General features: G+C 35.5%; 17 protein-coding genes and 1 pseudogene. 13 read left to right on the top strand and 5 right to left on the bottom strand.

Features of this window, described 5'->3' with window-relative positions:
* A pseudogene (locus ACYIAM_RS04565) lies at positions 1-111 on the bottom strand (IS5/IS1182 family transposase); the annotation flags it as partial.
* 114 nt (positions 112-225) lie between these two features.
* On the opposite strand from ACYIAM_RS04565, the gene ACYIAM_RS04560 reads away from it, so the two are divergent.
* Complete coding sequence (locus ACYIAM_RS04560; RefSeq protein ID WP_483747433.1) at positions 226-582, top strand: hypothetical protein; 357 nt, start codon at positions 226-228, stop codon at positions 580-582.
* 434 nt (positions 583-1,016) lie between these two features.
* Here the strand turns inward: ACYIAM_RS04560 and ACYIAM_RS04555 are convergent, their stop codons facing one another.
* On the bottom strand, positions 1,017-1,250 hold the full coding sequence (locus ACYIAM_RS04555) for a hypothetical protein (protein ID WP_483747432.1): 234 nt from the start codon (positions 1,248-1,250) through the stop codon (positions 1,017-1,019).
* A gap of 290 nt (positions 1,251-1,540) precedes the next feature.
* Between ACYIAM_RS04555 and prfA the strand changes: the two genes are divergently transcribed.
* From prfA to ACYIAM_RS04530, 5 genes are all read left to right on the top strand, one after another.
* On the top strand, positions 1,541-2,626 hold the full coding sequence (gene prfA, locus ACYIAM_RS04550) for a peptide chain release factor 1 (protein ID WP_160431948.1): 1,086 nt from the start codon (positions 1,541-1,543) through the stop codon (positions 2,624-2,626).
* Positions 2,623-3,459 carry a peptide chain release factor N(5)-glutamine methyltransferase gene (gene prmC / locus ACYIAM_RS04545; protein WP_483747431.1) on the top strand — a complete coding sequence of 279 codons (837 nt, stop codon included), beginning with the start codon at positions 2,623-2,625 and terminating at the stop codon, positions 3,457-3,459. Before prfA ends, prmC begins: the two co-directional genes overlap by 4 nt.
* A 20-nt stretch (positions 3,460-3,479) precedes the next feature.
* Positions 3,480-4,334 carry a 3-deoxy-8-phosphooctulonate synthase gene (gene kdsA / locus ACYIAM_RS04540; RefSeq protein ID WP_483747434.1) on the top strand — a complete coding sequence of 285 codons (855 nt, stop codon included), beginning with the start codon at positions 3,480-3,482 and terminating at the stop codon, positions 4,332-4,334.
* 484 nt (positions 4,335-4,818) lie between these two features.
* A complete protein-coding gene (locus ACYIAM_RS04535) occupies positions 4,819-6,237 on the top strand; it encodes an OprD family outer membrane porin (protein WP_483747430.1) in 1,419 nt (472 codons plus the stop codon).
* 9 nt (positions 6,238-6,246) lie between these two features.
* Positions 6,247-8,925, top strand: a complete 2,679-nt coding sequence (locus ACYIAM_RS04530; RefSeq protein ID WP_483747429.1) for a beta-N-acetylhexosaminidase — start codon at positions 6,247-6,249, stop codon at positions 8,923-8,925.
* Between the two features lie 75 nt (positions 8,926-9,000).
* On the opposite strand, the gene rraB is transcribed toward ACYIAM_RS04530, so the two are convergent.
* On the bottom strand, positions 9,001-9,396 hold the full coding sequence (gene rraB / locus ACYIAM_RS04525; RefSeq protein ID WP_483747428.1) for a ribonuclease E inhibitor RraB: 396 nt from the start codon (positions 9,394-9,396) through the stop codon (positions 9,001-9,003).
* 19 nt (positions 9,397-9,415) lie between these two features.
* Here rraB and rnm point away from each other — a divergent pair, with 19 nt between their 5' ends.
* From rnm to ACYIAM_RS04505, 4 genes are all read left to right on the top strand, one after another.
* The gene (rnm, locus tag ACYIAM_RS04520) at positions 9,416-10,297 is read left to right on the top strand and encodes an RNase RNM (protein WP_483747427.1); all 882 of its coding nucleotides are present in this window, start codon (positions 9,416-9,418) and stop codon (positions 10,295-10,297) included.
* A 108-nt stretch (positions 10,298-10,405) separates the two neighbouring features.
* Complete coding sequence (locus ACYIAM_RS04515; protein WP_483747426.1) at positions 10,406-11,026, top strand: L-threonylcarbamoyladenylate synthase; 621 nt, start codon at positions 10,406-10,408, stop codon at positions 11,024-11,026.
* Between the two features lie 81 nt (positions 11,027-11,107).
* Entirely contained in the window at positions 11,108-12,112 is a 1,005-nt protein-coding gene (gene rluB / locus ACYIAM_RS04510) for a 23S rRNA pseudouridine(2605) synthase RluB (RefSeq protein ID WP_483747425.1), read from the top strand.
* Between the two features lie 610 nt (positions 12,113-12,722).
* A complete protein-coding gene (locus ACYIAM_RS04505; RefSeq protein WP_483747424.1) occupies positions 12,723-14,111 on the top strand; it encodes a hypothetical protein in 1,389 nt (462 codons plus the stop codon).
* Positions 14,112-14,240: 129 nt separating this feature from the next.
* Here the strand turns inward: ACYIAM_RS04505 and ACYIAM_RS04500 are convergent, their stop codons facing one another.
* Positions 14,241-15,257 (bottom strand): amidohydrolase family protein, encoded by a 1,017-nt coding sequence (locus ACYIAM_RS04500; RefSeq protein ID WP_483747423.1) that lies wholly within the window; start codon positions 15,255-15,257, stop codon positions 14,241-14,243.
* Between the two features lie 456 nt (positions 15,258-15,713).
* Between ACYIAM_RS04500 and ACYIAM_RS04495 the strand changes: the two genes are divergently transcribed.
* The gene (locus ACYIAM_RS04495; RefSeq protein WP_483747422.1) at positions 15,714-16,004 is read left to right on the top strand and encodes a putative quinol monooxygenase; all 291 of its coding nucleotides are present in this window, start codon (positions 15,714-15,716) and stop codon (positions 16,002-16,004) included.
* A gap of 71 nt (positions 16,005-16,075) precedes the next feature.
* Here ACYIAM_RS04495 and argS read toward each other — a convergent pair whose 3' ends face one another.
* Positions 16,076-17,809 (bottom strand): arginine--tRNA ligase, encoded by a 1,734-nt coding sequence (gene argS, locus ACYIAM_RS04490; RefSeq protein ID WP_483747421.1) that lies wholly within the window; start codon positions 17,807-17,809, stop codon positions 16,076-16,078.
* A gap of 923 nt (positions 17,810-18,732) precedes the next feature.
* On the opposite strand from argS, the gene ACYIAM_RS04485 reads away from it, so the two are divergent.
* Both ACYIAM_RS04485 and zntB read left to right on the top strand, forming a co-directional pair.
* Positions 18,733-19,863: a hypothetical protein gene (locus tag ACYIAM_RS04485; RefSeq protein WP_483747420.1), complete on the top strand. Its 1,131-nt coding sequence runs from the start codon at positions 18,733-18,735 to the stop codon at positions 19,861-19,863.
* Positions 19,864-20,750: 887 nt separating this feature from the next.
* Entirely contained in the window at positions 20,751-21,752 is a 1,002-nt protein-coding gene (gene zntB, locus ACYIAM_RS04480; protein WP_483747419.1) for a zinc transporter ZntB, read from the top strand.
* Positions 21,753-21,777: the final 25 nt, after the last annotated feature.

Raw genomic sequence — 21,777 nt, 5'->3', positions numbered from 1 at the left:
GATCCCTTCAAACGTCATCCGATGCTCGGATTTATTATAAACTCGGCCGGTATTTTTCATTATTTGTAGTAGCTTTTCCCACCGTTTATCTGTTAGCATTGTTCTTGGCATGATGAATCGAGTTATGGTTGTTTTTTGCAGAATTATTATAACTCACATCATGCCGTCTAAAAAATAATCACAAAAGATCAACACGCCCTAATAAATTGGAAAAATGAGTTTGATATGAATACACAGGAAATACAAACAAAATACGGCATTATTTATACACGCAATGCATTGATATTATCTGACGTTAAATTAGAATGTATACCATTCACTTTGATGGTCAATACGTCATTATCATTAGCAGGCTGTAAGCCAGAAATCTTAAATGTTCCAGAAGTTAAAGTTACATTTATTTTTAGTGATATTGATAGCTTATCTATTTATCTAATAGATGAATACCCTTATGGAAAATATTCAAAATCTAGTTTTGATTTAGTTGATGAAGTTCATAAAAAAGGCAAGCAACGCGTAATTCTTAGCACTTATGATCATATTTTTGATGTTATTGGCAGATATAAAATTGAATATGATTAATTTATAAAAAATACCAACATAAACCTATCTATTATAGGCCATGAACTGTCTAGTAACAATCGATAGACTTTAAAGTGAGAATTGTGATGAATAAGACAACTCAAATTAGTAGGAGAAGCTTTTTCCTTAGATAAAATGGCTTGGAATTGTGATTCATAAGGTATAGGGATTAAATAAACAATCTTTAGATACAGGTTCCGAGTTGACATGTCAGAACTGAATTTTTTGTTTGATAAATTACACAAGTATCCATTTTATTGAATTTAGCCTTTGTACTTTTTGAGCAGTATTTCTTGAATAATATAAAATATACAAATGAGCATTATTTTATTCTTTGTATTACTTGTCGGGTTCTTTTAGTACTTTTGAATCTGGATGAATATCATTATATGTAGTGTTTGAATACTTTCTGAAAATAAAATAATCTGTAGCGATTAACAATAAGGTTGATAAACATGATAAATATCTAAATCAATCACATAATCCACAGCAATATTTTTATCATATGGATAAATTTGATAACCATAACTAAGGCAAAAAGTGTGAGTGAAATTTTGGGTATCAACCATATTAAGAACAGTCATCATACGTGATTTTAACTGCCCTATTGATAATGTTTTTCCTGAAATTAATGTATTACCATAAAAACTTTCAATTTCAATTATCATTTTTCAGATTTTAAAATTTAGCTTATAACAGAATTTAATTAACGTAATATCTAAAGAATAGAAGATTGATACAGAATAAGTTTTTTTAACCAAAACCACAATCACAAAATTCAAGAAAGCTAATATTAAATTTCTGATATATCGGTTATTTGCATATAACATCAATTTCCTTGCTATATATTGTTTATGCGATATAAGCCTGATAACTAGCTCAAACTGTATTTTAAAGCCGATTGAGTATATAATGCCCCACAAATTTAATTAATTTCTATCATTTAAAATATATTTTTATGAAATCTTCAATTATCAGTAAGTTAGAAACGCTACAAGAGCGTTATGAAGAAGTTCAAGCATTGTTGTCTGATGCTTCGGTTATTGCCGATCAAAATCGTTTTCGCACACTTTCTAAAGAATATTCACAGTTAACTGGAGTGGTTAAGTGTTTTTCTGATTGGAAGCAAACACAAGAGGATATTGAGACAGCTAAAATGATGCTATCCGATCCTGAAATGAGCGAAATGGCGCAAGAGGAATTAAACGAAGCATTAAGTCGAATTGAAGAGCAAGAAAAGCAATTACAAGTGCTATTACTTCCTAAAGATCCTAATGACGAATATAACTGTTTTGTCGAAGTGAGAGCGGGAACGGGTGGCGATGAAGCCGCTATTTTTGCTGGTGACTTAGCCCGAATGTATACACGTTATGCTGAATCACGCAATTGGCGCGTTGAAATTATGAGTGCAAGTGATGGTGAGCATGGTGGCTATAAAGAAGTTATTATGCTAGTGAGTGGTGATGGAGTTTATGGTCATTTGAAGTTTGAATCGGGAGGGCATCGTGTTCAACGTGTGCCAGAAACGGAATCGCAAGGTCGTATTCATACTTCAGCTTGTACCGTCGCTGTTTTGCCCGAAGTGCCTGAAGCTGAAATGCCCGAAATTAATCCTGCTGATTTAAAAATTGATACTTATCGTTCATCTGGTGCCGGTGGTCAGCATGTTAATACTACCGATTCGGCCATTCGTATTACCCATCTACCAACAGGTATTGTGGTTGAGTGTCAAGATGAGCGCTCACAACATAAAAATAGAGCCAAAGCGATGTCGGTATTGGCTGCGCGCATTCAAGATGCGGAACTACGCAAGCGTCAACAAGAAGAAGCCTCGACAAGACGTAATTTATTAGGTTCGGGTGATCGTTCAGATAGAATTAGAACATATAACTATCCACAAGGTCGAGTTACTGATCATCGAATCAACCTAACGCTTTATCGTTTAGACGAAGTGATGGCGGGGAAATTAGAGATGCTAATCGATCCAATTGTACAAGAATATCAAGCAGATCAACTGGCCGCTTTATCGGAACAAGATGAATGACTTATTTACAATGGCTTAAGTGCGCATCTCAAACGTTAACTGATAGTGAAAGCCCAAAGCGTGATGCCGAAATTTTATTAAGTTATGTGACTCACAAAACGCGAACATTTTTAATGGCGTTTAGTGAAACATTACTTACTGATGATGAATTAATAGCTTTATCTGAATGTTTAAAACGCAGGCAAAACGGTGAACCTATCGCTTATATTACTGGCGAAAAAGAATTTTGGTCTTTGAAATTTAATGTTTCTAATGCCACGTTAATACCGAGACCTGATACCGAAAAATTAGTTGAATTAGGTTTAGAGTATCTACCTAAAGTGCCATGCGAAGTGTTGGATCTTGGTACGGGTACTGGTGCAATAGTTATTGCTATGGCAACTGAGCGCCAAGACTGTTTATTTACCGCAATTGAAAAAAATAAAGATGCGCTAATTTTAGCTCAACAAAATGCAACCCAAATTGGGGTAAATAATGTCTATTTTTTACAAGGAGATTGGTATAAACCAATCAAAAACCGCAAGTTTTCAATGATTGTCAGTAATCCTCCTTACATTGAGCCAACCGATATTCACTTATCACAAGGTGATGTGCGCTATGAACCAAGAAGTGCGCTAGTTTCTGAAGATGATGGTTTAGCTGATATTAAACTAATTGTAAAAGGTGCAACTAAGCATTTAAACCAATATGGTTGGTTACTGATAGAACATGGTTGGAAACAAGGTGAAGCAGTGCAAACCATTTTTAAACAACACGGATTTCAATTAGTTGAAACTTTCACCGACTACAGTGGTAATGATCGAGTCACACTTGGTCGCTGGTTCAAACCTTAACTAGGAAAATTTTATTTATGATGCAGCAAAAAAAAGTAAACGTTGGTGATATTACTGTCGCCAATGATCTACCTTTTGTACTATTTGGTGGTATGAATGTACTTGAATCTCGCGATTTGGCAATGAGAATTTGTGAACATTATGTTACCATCACTAATAAACTAAATATCCCTTATATTTTTAAAGCGTCTTTCGATAAAGCGAATCGCTCATCAATCCATTCTTATCGTGGACCTGGCTTAGAAGAAGGGCTTAAAATCTTCCAAGAGCTTAAACAACAGTTTGGCATTAAAATTATTACCGATGTCCATACCGAAGCGCAATGTCAACCCGTTGCTGATGTGGTTGATGTGATTCAATTACCGGCCTTTTTAGCAAGGCAAACGGATCTCGTTGTTGCAATGGCGAAAACAGGTGCAGTAATTAATGTCAAAAAACCGCAATTTGTCAGTCCTGGACAAATGGGAAATATCGTTGAAAAATTTGAAGAAGCAGGCAATGATCAAATTATCCTTTGTGATCGGGGTAGTTGTTTTGGTTATGATAATTTAGTGGTGGATATGCTAGGTTTTAACATTATGAAAAAAGCCAGCAAAGGTTCACCCGTTATTTTTGATGTTACTCATGCCTTGCAGTGTCGTGATCCAATGGGCGCAGCATCTAGCGGGCGTCGTGGTCAAGTCACTGAGCTTGCGCGTTCAGGTATGGCTGTTGGTATAGCTGGGTTATTTTTAGAATCACACCCCGATCCGAGCCATGCAAAATGCGATGGTCCATCAGCGTTACCACTTGATAAACTTGAACCTTTCTTAAAACAAATGAAAGCGATTGATGAGCTAATAAAAAGCTTTGATGAAATTGATACTGAAAATTAAAAGTAACATATTTTTTTATGCCAATAAAAAGAGGAATCCGAGTGATTCCTCTTTTTTTACCTTATTGCTTTCTTCGTCTTATTTATCCTATTTACCTCCATTCTTGTTTTTATAGGTTAACATCAATATTCACTCGTGTTTTAAACTCAAAATCTGATTTTTTTTATTTTTCATAATAAAAAAAGTTGTGATTTTTATCTAAAAAATCGTATAAATAATGGCTATTTTGGTGATTTAGATCACGATTTTAGATTGTTTAATTTGCTAGATAAAATATGTTTATGCATTATAAAACTGCGTATTTCAAGTCAATATCACCATTGATAACGTTTTTATTAGGCTACACTGATTTGTATACGCTAATGAAAATAATGTGTCTTTCGAATTCTAAGAAAATATTAATCTGTTGTTCTGCTTGCCCATGTAAGTTAGAGCTTGATGAATTTTATTATTAATTAAACAGAATAATTTTAGGAAAATAAAGATGAATATCTGTAATGCACAAATAATACCTCGACCATTTAATCCTTTAACTAAACTGATTTTGTCCTTATCTATTTTAACCAGTGCAATCCCTGTTTATGCATCGGGTGTAAATGACTTTATTGAAGATTCTTCATTAACTGGTAATGTCTTTTTTTGGAATCGCGATCGTGATCGTAAAGATATCGAAACTGATAAATATAAAAGCAATATTAGGCAATCAACCTTTAATAGTAATTTGGACTTCCGTTCTGGGTATATTGCCAATAGATTTGCTATCGAGCTAGGCGGTTATGGCGCTTGGGAAGTGAGTAATGGTGGCAATGGTCATCCAAATGAAATTGGATTTAGTGGTGCAAACACTCGTTGGGATGAAGATTGGAAAAAAGACGTCAGTGGGCTTAGTTTTTATAAAGCACAAGCGAATTTTAAAATCGATGAGTTATTGTGGCTGAAAGCAGGTTATATTCAACCTTCGGGACAAACGTTACTGGCACCACACTGGAGCTTATTACCGGGCACTTATCGTGGATTTGAATTGGGTTCCACACTTGATTTTGATACAGCCGGTGCATTATCAATGTCTTACATGTGGACAGATAAATATAAAGCGCCATGGTATAAAAGGCTCTATGAATTCAAACAATGGGGCGCGGGTAAAAAAATTGATTATTTACATTCTGCTGGCTTGAAGTATGACTTCAAAAATAATTTAGTACTAGAAAGTGCATTTGGCCAAGCGCACAATTATATGAACCAATTTTTTGGTAAAGTGTCTTATAAAATGAACGTGTTTGATAGCCCTCTAACCATGAGTTATCAATTTTATGGTGCTAAAGATCAGTCTCATAAAGGCAAAGATGTTTATGATGGTTTAGCATGGCTACAAGCAGCGACATTAGGTTATCAAGTTGGTCCTGTTGGTCTGCGACTTGAAGGGGTTTGTGTTAAAGCTGAAGGTGAGCAAGGATTCTTTTTACAACGTATGACACCTGATTATGCTTCATCAAATGGCCGTTTAGATGTATGGTGGAATTCACGTTCCGACTTTAATGCCAATGGTGAAAAAGCCCTGTTTGCTGAAATAACTTATGATTTAAGTAACCTATCTTACTCTTTAGCAGGTTGGAAAACAGGGGCTTCTTATGCTTATGGTTGGAACGCAAAACCAAGCACTAATCGACAATTCAATCAAAAACAACGTTTGATTGAATCAGCATATAACTTTGATTTAGGGTATACCGTGCAAGAAAGTTGGGCAAAAGATACGACTTTCCAATTGCACTACACCAAATATAACAATCACTCAAATAGTATACCAAGCTGGGGCGGTGGATATGGCAATATCTTTCAAGATGAGCGAGATATCAAATTCATTGTCACAATTCCATTCACTGTGTTTAGCGCTCAACCAAAATAGGTAAAAATGATGAAAAAGATAAAAACCGCAATATTAGCCACTTCAATTGCTTCTTTGTTAAGTATGGGAGCAAGCCAATCTGTTTTTGCTTCTCAACAAATTGTTGACTCAATGAGTTCACAACTCAATGTTAAATATGAGGTAATAGACAATCAAGCTGGGGAACATGGTGTAAATTGTTCAGCTTTAGGTGCTGATTGGGCTGCTTGTAATAAGGTGCAGATTTCGCTAAAGAATAATGGTCCAGCAATCAAGGATAAGGATTGGGTTATTTATTTTAATAATATCCGGATGATTTTAGCGGTAAATAATGAACAGTTCAAAATAACTCACATTACTGGTGATCTTCATAAAATCGAGCCAACAGAAAAATTTACTTCGATTCCAGCTAATGCCACAGTAAATATTCCGGTTATTGCTGAATATTGGATGGTAAGTGAAAGTGATTTAATGCCTCGTTGGTATATCACATCAAGTAATGCTAAACCCAAAATCATTGCTAATACTAACACGGGGACTGACAATTTATCGGCTTTTGTTGCACCGATTCAACAAAACTGGAAAAGGACAACCGATGATCACAATACACTAATGACACCTAATACTCGTTTCCAATATAATTCGGATATTAAGAAATTATCGGCAGAATCACTCCGCGGGCAAATTTTGCCAACACCTGCAAAAATGACATTAAAAAAAGAAGATATAACAATTGGTCAGCAAGGGGTGAATCTAATACTTAATGACTTAAATCAAGAAAGCTTAACAATTTTAAACACGGCGTTTAATGCGTTAAATATTCCCGTTACTCAAAATGGTTATAAAATAAAAGCGGCAATTGCTCCTGAACAATTCAAACAAGGACAATCAGGGGGATATCAATTAGATATTAAAAAAGATGAGGCTTTAATAACAGCTTACGACGAAAGCGGTATTTTTTATGCTGTACAATCCATTTTATCATTGATTCCCGTAAACGAACTTAAAACAATTCCAACACTAAATGTGTTTGATTCCCCACGTTTTGCTTATCGCGGTATTATGCTCGATATTGGTCGTAATTTTAAATCTAAAGCATCCATTATGCGCTTATTGGACCAAATGGCAAAATATAAACTAAATAAGTTTCATTTCCACTTAAGTGATGATGAAGGTTGGCGAATTGAAATTCCAGACTTACCTGAACTAACCGATATTGGCAGCAAACGTTGCCATGATCTTACTGAGCAACATTGTTTATTACCACAATTAGGTTCGGGTCCTGAAAGTGATACGAATGGATCAGGTTTTTTAACTCGTCGAGATTATATAGAAATTGTAAAATATGCGAAAGCACGCTTTATCGAGGTGATTCCTGAAATTGATATGCCCGCTCATGCCAGAGCCGCAATTGTGTCAATGGAAGCACGTTATAAACGTTTAATAGCAGATGGCAAAGAAGCACAAGCTAATGAGTTTCGACTAGTTGATCCAACCGATACATCTAATACCACAACAGTACAATTTTATAATCGTTTAAGTTATTTAAATCCTTGTCTTGATTCATCTAAACGTTTTGTCAATAAAATCATAGATGAAATAGCAAAAATGCATATTGAAGCTGGCCAACCACTTCACACTTGGCATTTTGGTGGTGATGAGGCTAAAAATATTCGTTTAGGTGCAGGTTATCAAGATCTACAAGCAAAAGATAAAACTGATGCTAAAGGAACGATAGATCAAAGCATAGAAGATCATTCATGGGCAAAATCTCAAGCTTGCCAAACCTTTGTGTCAAAAGGAAAGGTAAAAGATATTGAACATTTACCTAGTTATTTTGCACAACAAGTCAGTACGATAATAAAATCTCATGGCATTAACCATATGCAAGCATGGCAAGATGGCATGAAATATGCTGAGAATGCAAAATCTTTTGCGGTTGATAAAGTGACGGTTAACTTTTGGGATACATTATATTGGGGAGGATTTGATTCTGTAAATGAGTGGTCTAATAAAGGTTATCAAGTGATCATTTCTAATCCTGATTACGTCTATTTAGATATGCCATATGAAGTCAATCCAAAAGAGAGTGGTTATTATTGGGCAACGCGCTTTAATGATGAACGTAAAATATTTAGTTTCGCACCAAATAATTTGCCACAAAATGCAGAAACCTCAGTTGATCGCGATGGTAATCCATTTACGGCTAAGGGCACAATGAATTGGTCAGGCGCTTATGGCATATCTGCTCAGATTTGGACTGAAGATATTCGGACAGATAAAAAAATGGAATACATGACGTTTCCACGTTTGTTAGCAGTCGCCGAAAGAGCTTGGCATCAAGCCGATTGGGAAATTGACTACCAAAAAGATCGTCAATTTGCTCAGGGAACAACGCATTATGTTGATCAACAACAATTACTTAATGATTGGATTCGCTTTGCTAATTTAGTTGGGCAGCGTGAACTGCAAAAACTGGATTTAGCTAGTATAGATTATCGCTTGCCTGTTCCAGGTGCTAAAATTGAAAACGGTCAATTAGTAGCCAATATTGTATTTCCTGGTTTAACCATTGAATACTCAACCAATCAAGGTAAAAACTGGCATCGCTACACTGAACCAGTAGGCATTAGAAAAGGCGAAACAGTCTCTATTCGTAGCGTATCGCCAAATCACAAAAGAACGAGCCGTATAGAAGAATTGAAATAGATTAAATTAACCCAATATTCTTATCCGTTGTTTAACGGATAAGAATAGTCAATAACAAAATAGATTAATAACACATTAATGAAGTGTGTCCATAAGTTCACTATCATCGAAATCGTCATCACTTCCATCTTCAAAATAAGTGCCCCAACCGTCATAATTGACGCCAAATTGGGCGGTAAGAGTAATGATTTCGGCAATTTGCGCATTGATTAATTCAGCATTAAGCGGAATTTCGGCAATGATATCAAAACCGATAACAACGTTGCCCGCATCGTCAACATCTTCATCGGGATCGGTTGCTTCATAGCCTAACTTATAAGCTTCTACTGCTATTTTTTCTAGTTTATCAAAATCTTGCGATGAAACATGATGTTCAATAATATAAAGCGCATGAGGATCGCTACCATCGTCTAACAATTCTTGAATAATAGCGTTAGTATCTTGCTGAGCAAGAATAATTTGATCTTTCATAATATACCTTTTAGTGGTCATGCAAATTGTGTGGTATATTACACGTTTCAAAATAATTTTCGAGAAAAAAGTGATCGTTGATTTACATTCTCATACTACAGCATCAGATGGTGTTTTAACGCCCAGCGATCTTGTCAAAAGAGCGGTGGATAACCAAATCGATATTTTGGCTATTACCGATCATGACACCGTTAAAGGCTTACCTGAAGCTCAACAAACAATTGCTAATGAAAATTTGCCTGTTAAATTAGTTTGTGGTGTTGAAATATCAACGGCTTGGAAAAATAACGAAATCCATATTGTGGGACTCAATATTGATATTGAGCATCCTCAATTATTGACACTATTATCATCACAAGAGCAAGGACGAATTAATCGAGCGTTGGCAATAAGCCAAAAATTGGCAAAGGTTAGTATTGAAAATGCTTATCAGCAAGCACAACAATTTGCGAAAGGAGACATTGTTTCGCGCGCCCATTTTGCAAGATTTTTAGTCGCTAATGGCTATGTTAAGGACATCAAACGCGCATTTAAAAAGTACCTAGGTAAAGGTGGGTATGCTTATGTGCCTGCAACATGGTGCAGCATTGCTGATGCGGTTAATGCCATTCACATGGCCGGAGGGGAAGCGGTGCTTGCGCATCCAAGTCGTTATGATCTAACCTTAACAAAATTAAAATTATTACTGAGTGAATTTAAAGCTTGTGGTGGTGATGCCATTGAGGTTTCGCAAAGCAGGCAAACGCAAGATGATTTACATCGATTAGCTAAATTAGCCAATGAATTTGATATGTTAGCATCGCAAGGTTCGGATTTTCATGATTTAGTTAATTATTTAGACTTAGGCAAAACAATGCCATTGCCAGGTAGCGTTACGCCAATTTGGCATAATTGGCAATAGTAATTAAATCAGGATTAAATGGCTGTATATTTGCATTTGGTCAAAATATTGACGGAATTACGCTAAACATTGAAAAATAAACCAAAAAAATTGATATAGAAGAAAACTATGAGCCAAATTTTTTATATTCACCCAGATAATCCGCAAACTCGATTATTAGATCAAGTTGTTAAAATATTAAATGACGGTGGCGTTATCGCTTTTCCGACTGATTCAGGCTATTCATTGGGTTGCTTACTGGATAACAAACATGGCGTTGATCGCATCTGCCAAATTCGTCAGCTGGATAAACATCACAATTTTACTTTAATGTGCCGTGATCTTTCAGAGCTATCTTGCTATGCTTTTGTTGATAATACGACTTTTCGATTATTAAAAAATAATACGCCGGGCAAATATGTGTTTATTTTACAAGCGAGTAAAGAGGTGCCACGTCGATTAATGAACGAAAAACGTAAAACCATTGGATTACGTGTACCAGATAATAAAATTGATTTAGCGTTACTTGAATTATTAGGGCAACCATTAATGAGCGCAACGTTAATTTTACCTAATGATGATCAAGCGCAATCCGATCCCGACGAAATAGAAGATAAAATTGGTTATCAGCTTGATGCAATTGTGCACGGAGGCTATATAGGTGAGCAACCCACGACCGTGATTGATTTAACTAATAGCTATCCAGAAATTATTCGTCAAGGAAGTGGCGACACTAAACCTTTTGAATAAATGACCGTTTTTTATTGTCGATATTTAGGCAATAGAGTGAATAGTAAAAATGATACCTGAGAAGGTAACAGCGAGGATAATATGAAAAATAGCAAATCTGCATTCCCACAACGAGGCAAAAAGACAAATAGCGTTAAAGCTAAAGAAAGCCAATCTTATGAAAAAACGAAAGCGTCAAGTGCACCAACTGTGACACGAAAAACTTCGGTACATGATAATACTGAAAAACTGCAAAAAGTATTAGCCAATTTAGGTAACGGATCGCGCCGCGAAATTGAAGCCATGATTATAGCCGGTAAAATCAGTGTGGATGGTAAAATTGCCACTTTAGGTGATCGCGTTGATGTGAATGCAAACCCTAAAATACGTATCAACGGGCACTTGGTTCAGCTTCGAAGCAAAGAAAAAGAAATTTGTCGCGTGCTTGCTTATTACAAACCGGAAGGTGAAATTTGCTCACGTCATGATCCACAAGGTCGAGCCACTGTTTTTGAACGTTTGCCTAGGTTAAAAAATGCTCGCTGGATCAATATTGGTAGACTTGATATTAATACATCAGGTTTATTATTATTTACAACAGATGGTGAACTTGCAAATCGCTTAATGCATCCAAGGCACGAAATTGAGCGTGAATATGCTGTGCGTGTATTTGGTAATGTGACTGATCAGCAGATTAATCAACTTCGTAAAGGAATACAACTAGAAGATGGCCCAGCCTCATTTCAATCGATAAAAGCACAAGGTGGCGATGGGCTTAACCAATGGTTTAATGTCGTAATCACCGAAGGACGTAATCGCGAAGTGCGCCGTATGTGGGAAGCTATCGAGGTGCAAGTTAGCCGATTATTACGTATTCGTTATGGTAATATCACTTTACCTAAAGGATTATCGCGTGGAACTTGGATGGAACTGGGCATTGATTCAGTCAATTACTTACGTGAACTAGTCGGTTTAACACCAGAAGCCAAAAGCTTTACAACAAGTTCATCCTCTGACAAACGAATAGCAAGACCTAAGCGCGTAAAATTCAATCAACAGACTAAAACTACTCGTCAAAAAGTAGCCCAAAAAGCAACCCGAAAATAACCTTTATAGATAGGAAAACGCCGAGTGGTTTATACATCAAGATTAAAATAATTTGCTAAAAACTCATAAGGCGTTTTTACCCAAAATCGCTTTATGTGGTTTAATCTTATTATAAAAGTAAAAAAATTGCTTATACTTTTGTTGGCAAGCGGATTTTTTGAATGCTTAATTGATACGTTGTTTATTACACGTTTTAGCCTATAGTGGCTGCAAATTCTCAATTAATGACGAAACGGTATAGAATCCTGAATATTTTTTACAAAAATATAACCTAAAAGTGAACATTTAGCTTGCCGTCTTAATTTATCTTCAATCGAGCTTTTTAACAAAATATAAAGGATCGGACGATTGATTATAAAGCATTTAGCCAAATAGGTGACAGTGATTCTTCTTTATGATATCAATGTCATATCGCTTGTCTGTGATATGGCGTTAGTTTGTTTTAAAGATGATTAATTTGTGGCTCAACTTTAGCAAAAAAAGTTAATAAATTAGAGCAAATTTATAATAAACTCATCAACCAGCTTATTAATTAAGCTCAATTAAAACAGTTTTCATCATAATAAATAGATGAACGAGCACAAAAATAAAATAAATTGAAAGGAAAATTATGCGTATAATCATAGCTGTTTTTTTTATGTTTTTATTAACTGCTTGCCATACACGTACAGCAGAAGATGCTTATAAAGAAGGAAAATATTTAGAAAGTATCAACCTATTGGGTGATAGTATTGAGGACAAAGGTCCTGCAGAATTTGGAAAACAAGATATACAACGACTGCAAAATATAGTTAGTAATGTCATGCAACATTACGAAACAAGCCTTTTAAACACCAATAACTTGGATTATGCCACGCGAATAAAATGTTACGAAAACCTATTAGCTATGAAAATGCGATTAACTGATCGTTTTTATAGCCAAGAAATCAGCTTTTTCGATAACAAATATGACGTGACTCAATTACAACAGACTATTGCTAAAGAGTACTATAATTATGGCAATTCAATTACTGGCACCGATAGTGAAAGTTACAGAATAAGAGCCGATTTATATGGAAAAGGGCTTGAGCAATACAACTATAAAAATATCGAAAGTTTGTACAAAAATGCCAATACAAAATATATGCAACTTGCGGCTAAAGAGTATTATGACCAAGGAAAAATGTTAGAACGACAAGGTGATTTTAAAGCCGCTGCCGAGGCATTTAATAACGCATCGGCGGTATATCAACCGCTTGGTAAGTACAAAGATAGTGATAAACTTTCTATTGATAATGATAGAAAATACTCTACTCAACAAGCAGAGATTGCTTATGAACAAGCACAACAACTAGCAAAGACTGCAACGCATCGTTATCAATTTCGTGAAATTGCTAAATATTACGCCTCGGCTGCTGCTACTTATCGTCAATACGGAGCATTTCGCGATGCAGATTCACAAGCAAATAATTATACAAAAAAAGGGAAAATTAAAGTCTATTATAATTCTTTAGAATTAAAATCTTTTGTATTAGATATATTAAGTAAGGACTTTATAGAATTCATTGCTTATCAACCAAGTCAGGCAGATGTCACAATTCGCATTACGACAAACGTTGAATTTGCTGATCTTGGGCAATCAGTTAACAATGAAACTAAAACCGAACAAGTCTTTGATAAATTTGTTGAAGTGTCTGACGAAAACGGCAACAAAAAGCAAGTTAAAACCTACAAAGATCAGCAATTTAATTTAAAAACGGTGACGCATAGTAATAAATTAACCTTGACCACTGAAATTGAGGTTCATGGCGTCTATAGTTACAGTAAAAAATTTGACATTGTTCAAACATCGGCAAAACATGATTATATCTATTCTGGTAATGTGCCCTCTAATTTGCGTAACCACAGTGAAGGAGTGTTGAAAACTAAAGATAGCTTGCTTCAAGCAGCAAAAGAACAGCAATTAACCGAACTAAAATCACGGTTTGACGATATTATTAGAGATCTTTCATATTTATAACTAATTAAAGTTTATATTTAAATTTTTAGAGAAGATAATCTAATCACATCAGTGTGATACAAAGCAAAATAACATCCCACAAACAACATTATTTTGTTTGTGGGGTTTTTATTTAATAAAGATGATTAACTATTCAAGCCCAAGCACCATTCGTCCATTTTTGGTTGCTACATTAATTACATTATCTAAATCAGTATAACGACATCCGGTCACTAACAATTTAAGCTCTTCCCACATATTGCCAGTTGAGAATGGCAACATATAATCACTAACATTATCTGTACCAATGGCAACAGGAATACCAGCAGCAGCTAGTTCATCAACTGGGGTGAGTGAGTTACGAGTAGGGCCTTGTTCTTCACGGCGTGGGCTATCGATCCAAGCAAAAGGGCAGGCAATGACCATCATTTTGGCTTCTTTCATTTTTTTATAGAGTTTTTGGCGATATTCTAAACTGTGGGCTGTGATCGAAATACTATGAATGGCAACAACGCGACCATGCATACCATGTTCAAGGGTTTTATCGGTAAGTTGTTCCGTTTCGATCTCATCTTGAGAATTAAACTGATCAACATGTACGTGAACCATTTTGCCTAATGATTTACCCGTTTGCATTAGCACATCAAGATGTTTCAGTCCCATTCCTTCACCATGATCGCGCTCATCACGACGTGGTAAACCACCAATAATATCAACTAAATCAGCGCCTTTATCGAACCAATAACGAGCTTCTTTATCGATAACGCCTTTAAGTGTCTGATTGACTAATTTTATAGTGATGTCATTTTTATAGGTTTCGCGTGCTCTTAGCGCCCCTTTAATTGCCCGTTCTTGAGCGATAGGGTCAATATCAACAAACGATCCCATTGCACTTACGCCTTGCTCAATCATACGTTCAACCGCCATACTAAAATGACGATAGTAATCGTCTTCGCTCATTGATGCTTTGACTTTATCTAATGTATCCCATTTTTCAATTAAGGTCTGTTTTTGATAAACATCAAAACTATCAACCGAAATAGTAAAAGCACGATCGGCATGCATATGTGCATTAACCCATCCGCCATTTTGTTTAATTTTATTCATTAAATAGGCTTTTAAACTTTGGTCTCTTGTGGTTAACAACATATTTTTATGTTCAATCATAATGTGCCTCTACAATTTAATCATTTTAAATAAAGTGGATAAAACCGAGCAGAGTAGGCAAAAAAAATCCTCCAAAAAGGAGGATAAAAGAAATATCAATAATTTTATTGTTTAGGATTATTGATTTACAAGTGTTCATTGTGCTTACGTCTTATCGATTAAAAACTGCAAAAATTTTAACCAAAATATTTATAATAGCAAGCACTATAATTGATAAAATATATAAATAAATGAAATGGTTAAAGTATTATTTTTTAGATTTTCAACTGAAAAAAAAGTGTTCAATAAATACAAATTATCCATAAAATAAAAAATTAAATGGTAACCTATTATTTAATAATAATAATTAAATGTCACAAAAATGAGATTATTCATCTCATTATTCTGTTTTAGATTATTCGTAATACCAAGCGTATACTGTGCTAACCAATTATTTTTAAATATAAGGCAGTTAACATGAACCAATTAAATATTGTTGCCACAATCACCGTTAAACCAGAATTTTATGAGGCATTTCAAGCGATATTTAAACAATTAGTCACAGGTAGCAGGGCCGAAACAGGTTGTGTACGCTATGAACTTAATCAAAGCATTGATAACCCCAATATCTTTATTGTGATCGAAACATGGGCTTCACAGCAGGCAATTGATTTGCACAATGCAACGCCTCATTTTATCGAATTTGCCAATTTTGCTAAAGATCATGTTGATGGATTAGAGATTAATATTGTTAAACAAATCATGTAACTTAAAGGTTTAACATACTAAATATATTAGCAAAAATGCCACCTATGCATTCACAATAGGTGGCGGTTTAACTACATTTTATCAACCGTCTTAATACCTAACATATCAAGACCAATTTTCAGTGTTTTCGCTGTTAAACAAGCCAATTTCAAGCGGCTTTGTATTAAGCTTTCGCTATCGGCCGTTAAAATTGGGCAGTTTTCATAAAAACTTGAAAACAGCGTTGCAATGTCGTAAAGATAAGCACAAAGTACATGCGGCGTACCTTCCCTTGCTACTGTTGAAATTGTTTCGTCAAATTGAATTAAACGAGTTGCTAAGGCACGCTCTTTATCGGTTTCTAAACTAATATTACCTGTTAAGCTGTCTTCGGTAATATTTGATTTTTTAAATATTGATAACACACGGGTATAAGCATATTGTAAATAAGGTGCGGTATTGCCTTCAAATGACAACATATTATCCCAATCAAAAACATAATCGGTGGTACGATTTTTAGAAAGATCGGCATATTTAACTGCACCGATAGCCACTGCATCGACGATTTCGGCAAGCTCGCTTTCAGTTAAGTCAGGATTTTTGCTACGAATTAATGTTGTCGCACGTTCACAAGCCTCGTCTAGCAAATCATTTAATTTAACGGTATCGCCAGAACGTGTTTTAAACGGTTTACCGTCTTTACCTAGCATCATGCCAAACATATGGTGCTCAAGTTTTAATGATTCTGGCACATACTTGGCTTTATGAATAATTGTCCAAACTTGCTCCAAATGCTGATGTTGGCGAGAGTCAGTATAATAAAGAATACGATCAGCGTGTAACGTTTCGTAACGGTATTTTGCGCAAGCAATATCGGTTGTAGCGTAAAGATAGCCACCATCCCGTTTTTGGATGATAACACCCATCGGCTCGCCTTCTTTGTTTTTATACTCATCTAAAAACACAACAATCGCGCCTTCGCTTTCAACGGCTAGACCTTTTTGTTTTAAATCGGCAACAATACCCGGTAGCATACTGTTATAGATACTTTCGCCCATGGTGTCTTCAAGCGTTAACGTAACATTTAAACGTTTATAAGTGGCAATATTTTGCGTCATGGTAATATCAACCAATTTTCGCCACATCTCACGACAATATTTATCACCACCTTGTAGTTTTACTACATAATTACGGGCTTTTTCGGCAAACACTTCGTCTTCGTCATAGTATTTTTTGGCAGCGCGATAGAAAGATTCTAAATCTGAAAGATCCATATCATTGGCATGCTCATTTTGCATTTTTTCAAGATACGCAATTAACATACCAAATTGCGTTCCCCAATCACCAACATGGTTGGCACGAATAACGTTATGCCCTAAAAACGATAGAACGCGAACACTGGCATCACCAATAATGGTTGAACGCAAATGCCCGACATGCATCTCTTTGGCGACATTAGGCGCTGAATAGTCAACCACAATGGTTTGTGATTTTGCGGGCAAAGTAATATTAAGTTTATCACTGTTTAAAGCAATTTCATTTTGCTCAGCAATCCAGCTATTTTTTAAAAAGATATTGATAAAACCAGGACCGGCAATTTCAACTTTTTCGGCGATATCATTAATATCGAGATGTTGTAAAACCGCCTGAGCAAGATCCCGAGGGGGCATTCCGAGTTTTTTGGCAACAGCCATAATGCCATTCGCTTGGTAATCACCAAATTGTGCTTTAGCTGATTGCTTAATTAGAGCGTCGCAGTTTTTATCTGCACCCGCCATAATCATCGCTTGCGAAACACGTTGCGTTAATAATTGTTGAATATTCACACTAAACCTAATCGATTATAATAAAATGACCAATATCATACCGATAAAGTGACAAATTGTCACTGATCGCATAAAAGGGGGGAATGGTTTTTAATAAAAAAGAATGTAAAAAATTTGAAGTGAAATTGCGTCGCTAGCTCAATCTTTTTGCGGATGTTTTCTATTTTGTCCCAAAATCCATTTCAAATTAGCTACCTTTCAAGCGTGATAATCGGCGTAATAATAAAATCATCTAAACATAAAATGCTGAAACAAAAATAGCTTTCTAAAACAAAAAATAATTTTCATATTCAAACGCATAGTTATCTGAAATTTTTTGACAAGGTTTGCAAAACTTTTCACTAAGAGCTCAATGAAGATTACCATTAATTGCGTTTAACAAATCCTTACAAAATGTTCAGACCAAAGAGTAGTTCGAAATTTTTTAACGATACTGTACGCTTGCATCTTATGACCATAATTTCTTAATCGCAGGCGCTAATGGAATTATATTTTGATTTAGATATAGGCGGGGGTAGTTAGTTAATTTGGACGTCAGTCACTTACAAAGGTATAACGGTCATCAGTAGTTCTAGTATATGGGTTATTCTAACCGGTCTAAAAGCAACCGATGTTCAAAAGCAAACAAACAACATCTAGTCCAGTGAACAAACTGTGGTTACGTGTTTTTTAGGGATTTCGCATAGATTCTTCTCACTTGAAAATTATTACAATAGCTATTTTTTTTAACCAAAAGCCTAAAACGACTAAAACCTAAATAATTATTTTAATTAAATAAATCATCTTATGTGATCCACTCTCTGATAAAAACTGAATCGATAGCTCTTAATAAATCTTTACAAAAAAATTCCCTGAAAAAACTAACTAATCTTTTTTTTAACGGCTATAATTTCACCGATCAAAAATTACTTTATGGATTAGCCATGATGCATTATCATCGTTTTAGAGACCAGCAGTCTTATGTCTTAAAATTATTAAATAAACCTATTAGGCAAATTACTACACTCATCTTGTTAATATCTTCCAAATTATTATCGAAATTATTCCGAAAAGTCCCGTTGGCATTGGCTCTATTGTTGTTATTGCCGTATTCATTGAATTTACAGGCGTTAAGCAGTAAAAATGGTCGAGGGGGTAATCGTAGTGATTCAATAATGGTACCACCATCACCATTCATCAATTTCGTTAGGCCAAATCTGGTTTGGGGTACACATGAAAATGCTGGTCCTGTTGACATATGGAATCCAAAAAAAGGATTCTTTGTGAAATCAATCAATCCCTCATCATACGAGCTTAATTTTCCAACTACGGGCGCTAATGGATTATATTTTGATTTAGATATAGAGGGGGTTGATGCAAGGCAGTTGACTTGGGAACCCGTTACACATGAGGGCATAACTGCTACAGTGCAATGGAAGATAGGAGTATGGGATGGGTGGTTTGATGGTCCAGAAGATGTGCTGCGAGTTACCATAACAGGTCCTAGATTAGATGACAGTGAAGTTGATGAGAACGGTAATTATCTTGATATCGGTCAAAAACCAACTTACCCAGGTCTAATTTATAAGCCAAATTTACCGCAGACATTCGAATTAGTGGGTAAAGATAGCGAGGGTAATGGGGTTGTAACATATGGATTTGTATTACAAAAATGGTTTCTCGTTCGCGACATATGGGATATTGAGAGTGCTCCAACCCATGCTGAGTGGTGTGATGGTTTAGGTTATCGGCTTCCAAAAGTAAAAGATCTCACTAACGCAGTCTGCCGTGGTTATAACTCAAGCCAATGCAGAGGGGCAGGTGCCATTGGCGCCACGCCGTCATCGACAGGTAATCATTACCAGCGTCAAATAGGGGCAGGGCTCTTTTCTGAGTGGGGCAAAATGTATTATTACATCGGAGCAGAATTTGGTGGCGACGACTTCCCGACGACTGACTCTGCAAATGGCGTTCCATTTTTCACGGTGGCTTCATTCGACGGTCAAATAATGAAAGGTTATGAGAGCACCCCACTCCACCCGGTTATCTACGATGGCCTTTGTGTCACTCCTTAGCTTTTTTCTTGCGACTAAAGAAAATATACCCTGCGTAAAAGCAGGGCTCTGTTGAGGTTTTGTAGTGTGTTTGTTGTTGAAATTGCCTCTAGATGTGTTTTTTAAGTCTGTGTTATCGTAAATATGAGTTTATTGATAATTGAATTGGGTAGTTAAGGCGTCAATCCCGCTAATATTAGTTGACTGCAGTTGCACTTTGATGGCCAGATTGAAACGGTTATTTTTGCTTCTTTGATGATTAAAGAATTACCCTATTTATCCTATGTGTTGTAATGTGCCTTTTGGTCTTGCTATTGTAATCAGCTGTGGTATTAAGTAAAGGTTGATCACCCGTTTGCCTTCCTAATTCCGCCGATATTGAATTTGAATGGCAATTTTCTGGATAATTATTGATTGAATCGCCATGATTGCGATCTTGCTGACCATCAAGGCGACTTAATGCAAAATACCATTAAGGTCATCATCTTGATTAAGCCTTTATGATAACCTCTATCTGAAAAATTGCTTTTTTAGATGAACCCACTTCAGCCTTGATTTATATCACCCACAACAGATCTTAAGATTGTTAAAACAACTTGCTCATAAGCGGAAATTGGCGGTATATTGTGTATTGTATGATCTCAATTTAGCGGCATTATTATATGCCGTTAAAATTTTATTAATTCATCAGGGTAAAATTATTGAACAAAGCACATCCAAAGACGTTCTGACAATGGATAATATTTGTCGCTAGCTGGGGTTAAGTTGGGTATTTATCAGCACCCTGATAATTCTTGTGTCCTTCAAGTTTATTTAATGCCTTAAGCAAAATAAACACTAATTATTGACTCCATTTTAATCTAAATTCAGTATATAATTTGAAAAAACAATAATAAATGGTACTAGTAATGACGAACCAAGATAGTGAAAGTGTGATTTCTGTTTCTCATCTTTTAGATGCTCAACCTGCTTTTGTCTGTCAATTAGACGGTAAAGGCAAAGCAATGCCACTTAATGAACAAAGTAAGCCTTCCATTTCGCAGCCATTTTGGATCCATCTAGATTTTGCCAAGCAAGAAACTATTGATTGGATAAATGCTACAGATCTTGTGCCTGATTTGATCAAAAACGAATTGGTAAAACCAAACCAAATACCTAAAGAAATCCGTTTCGAATCGGGGGTTTTAGTCGTGTTAAAAGGCGTTAACTTTATTCCTAATGAACTGCCTGATCCTATTGTTACTTTTCGTTTTTTTATTACCGATAACATGATCATTTCAACTCGGCATCAAGAAATTGCAGCTATTGCTGAATTAAAAGATCGTTTAGAAAAAGGTATTGGACCGGTTGATGTGGCAGATTGGTTGATTCAAATGTCAGATTTAATTAGTGATCAAGTTAATTTATCTTTTGATAGTGTTCACAATAAAATCATTAAGTTAGAAGAATCTGTATTAAATCAACGTATTTTTTCTTATAAAGAAATAGGTCGAGTCCGTAAACAATTGATCGTCTTACGTCGATTATTATCGCCACAACGTGATATTTTTGTGAAGATTTCAACAGAACGAATATCATGGATTGACGATAACGATCGTCAGCGATTACATGATATTTCTTATCAACAAAACCATTATGTGTCTGATATTGATAGCTGTTTATTACGAATAGCCTCAATCATGGAGCAGATTAATAGTTTCTTGGCTGAATCGACCAATAAACGAATTTACTTAATGTCGCTATTTACTATTATCTTTACGCCGATTACTTTTTTAACCAGTTTGCTGGGGGTCAATTTAGCCGGTATTCCCTTTAGTCAACAAGAATGGTCTTTTACTGGGTTAATATTATTGCTTGTTGTCATTTGTATTGTTTCAGTCATTTGGCTTAAATATAAAAAGTGGTGGTAATTAGACTCATCTTTTTAGAAAAATA

This window comes from Gilliamella sp. X-60 (assembly GCF_057063585.1).
The sequence above is the reverse complement of the archived record's forward strand: the minus strand, read 5'-3'. Positions and strand labels throughout refer to the sequence as shown.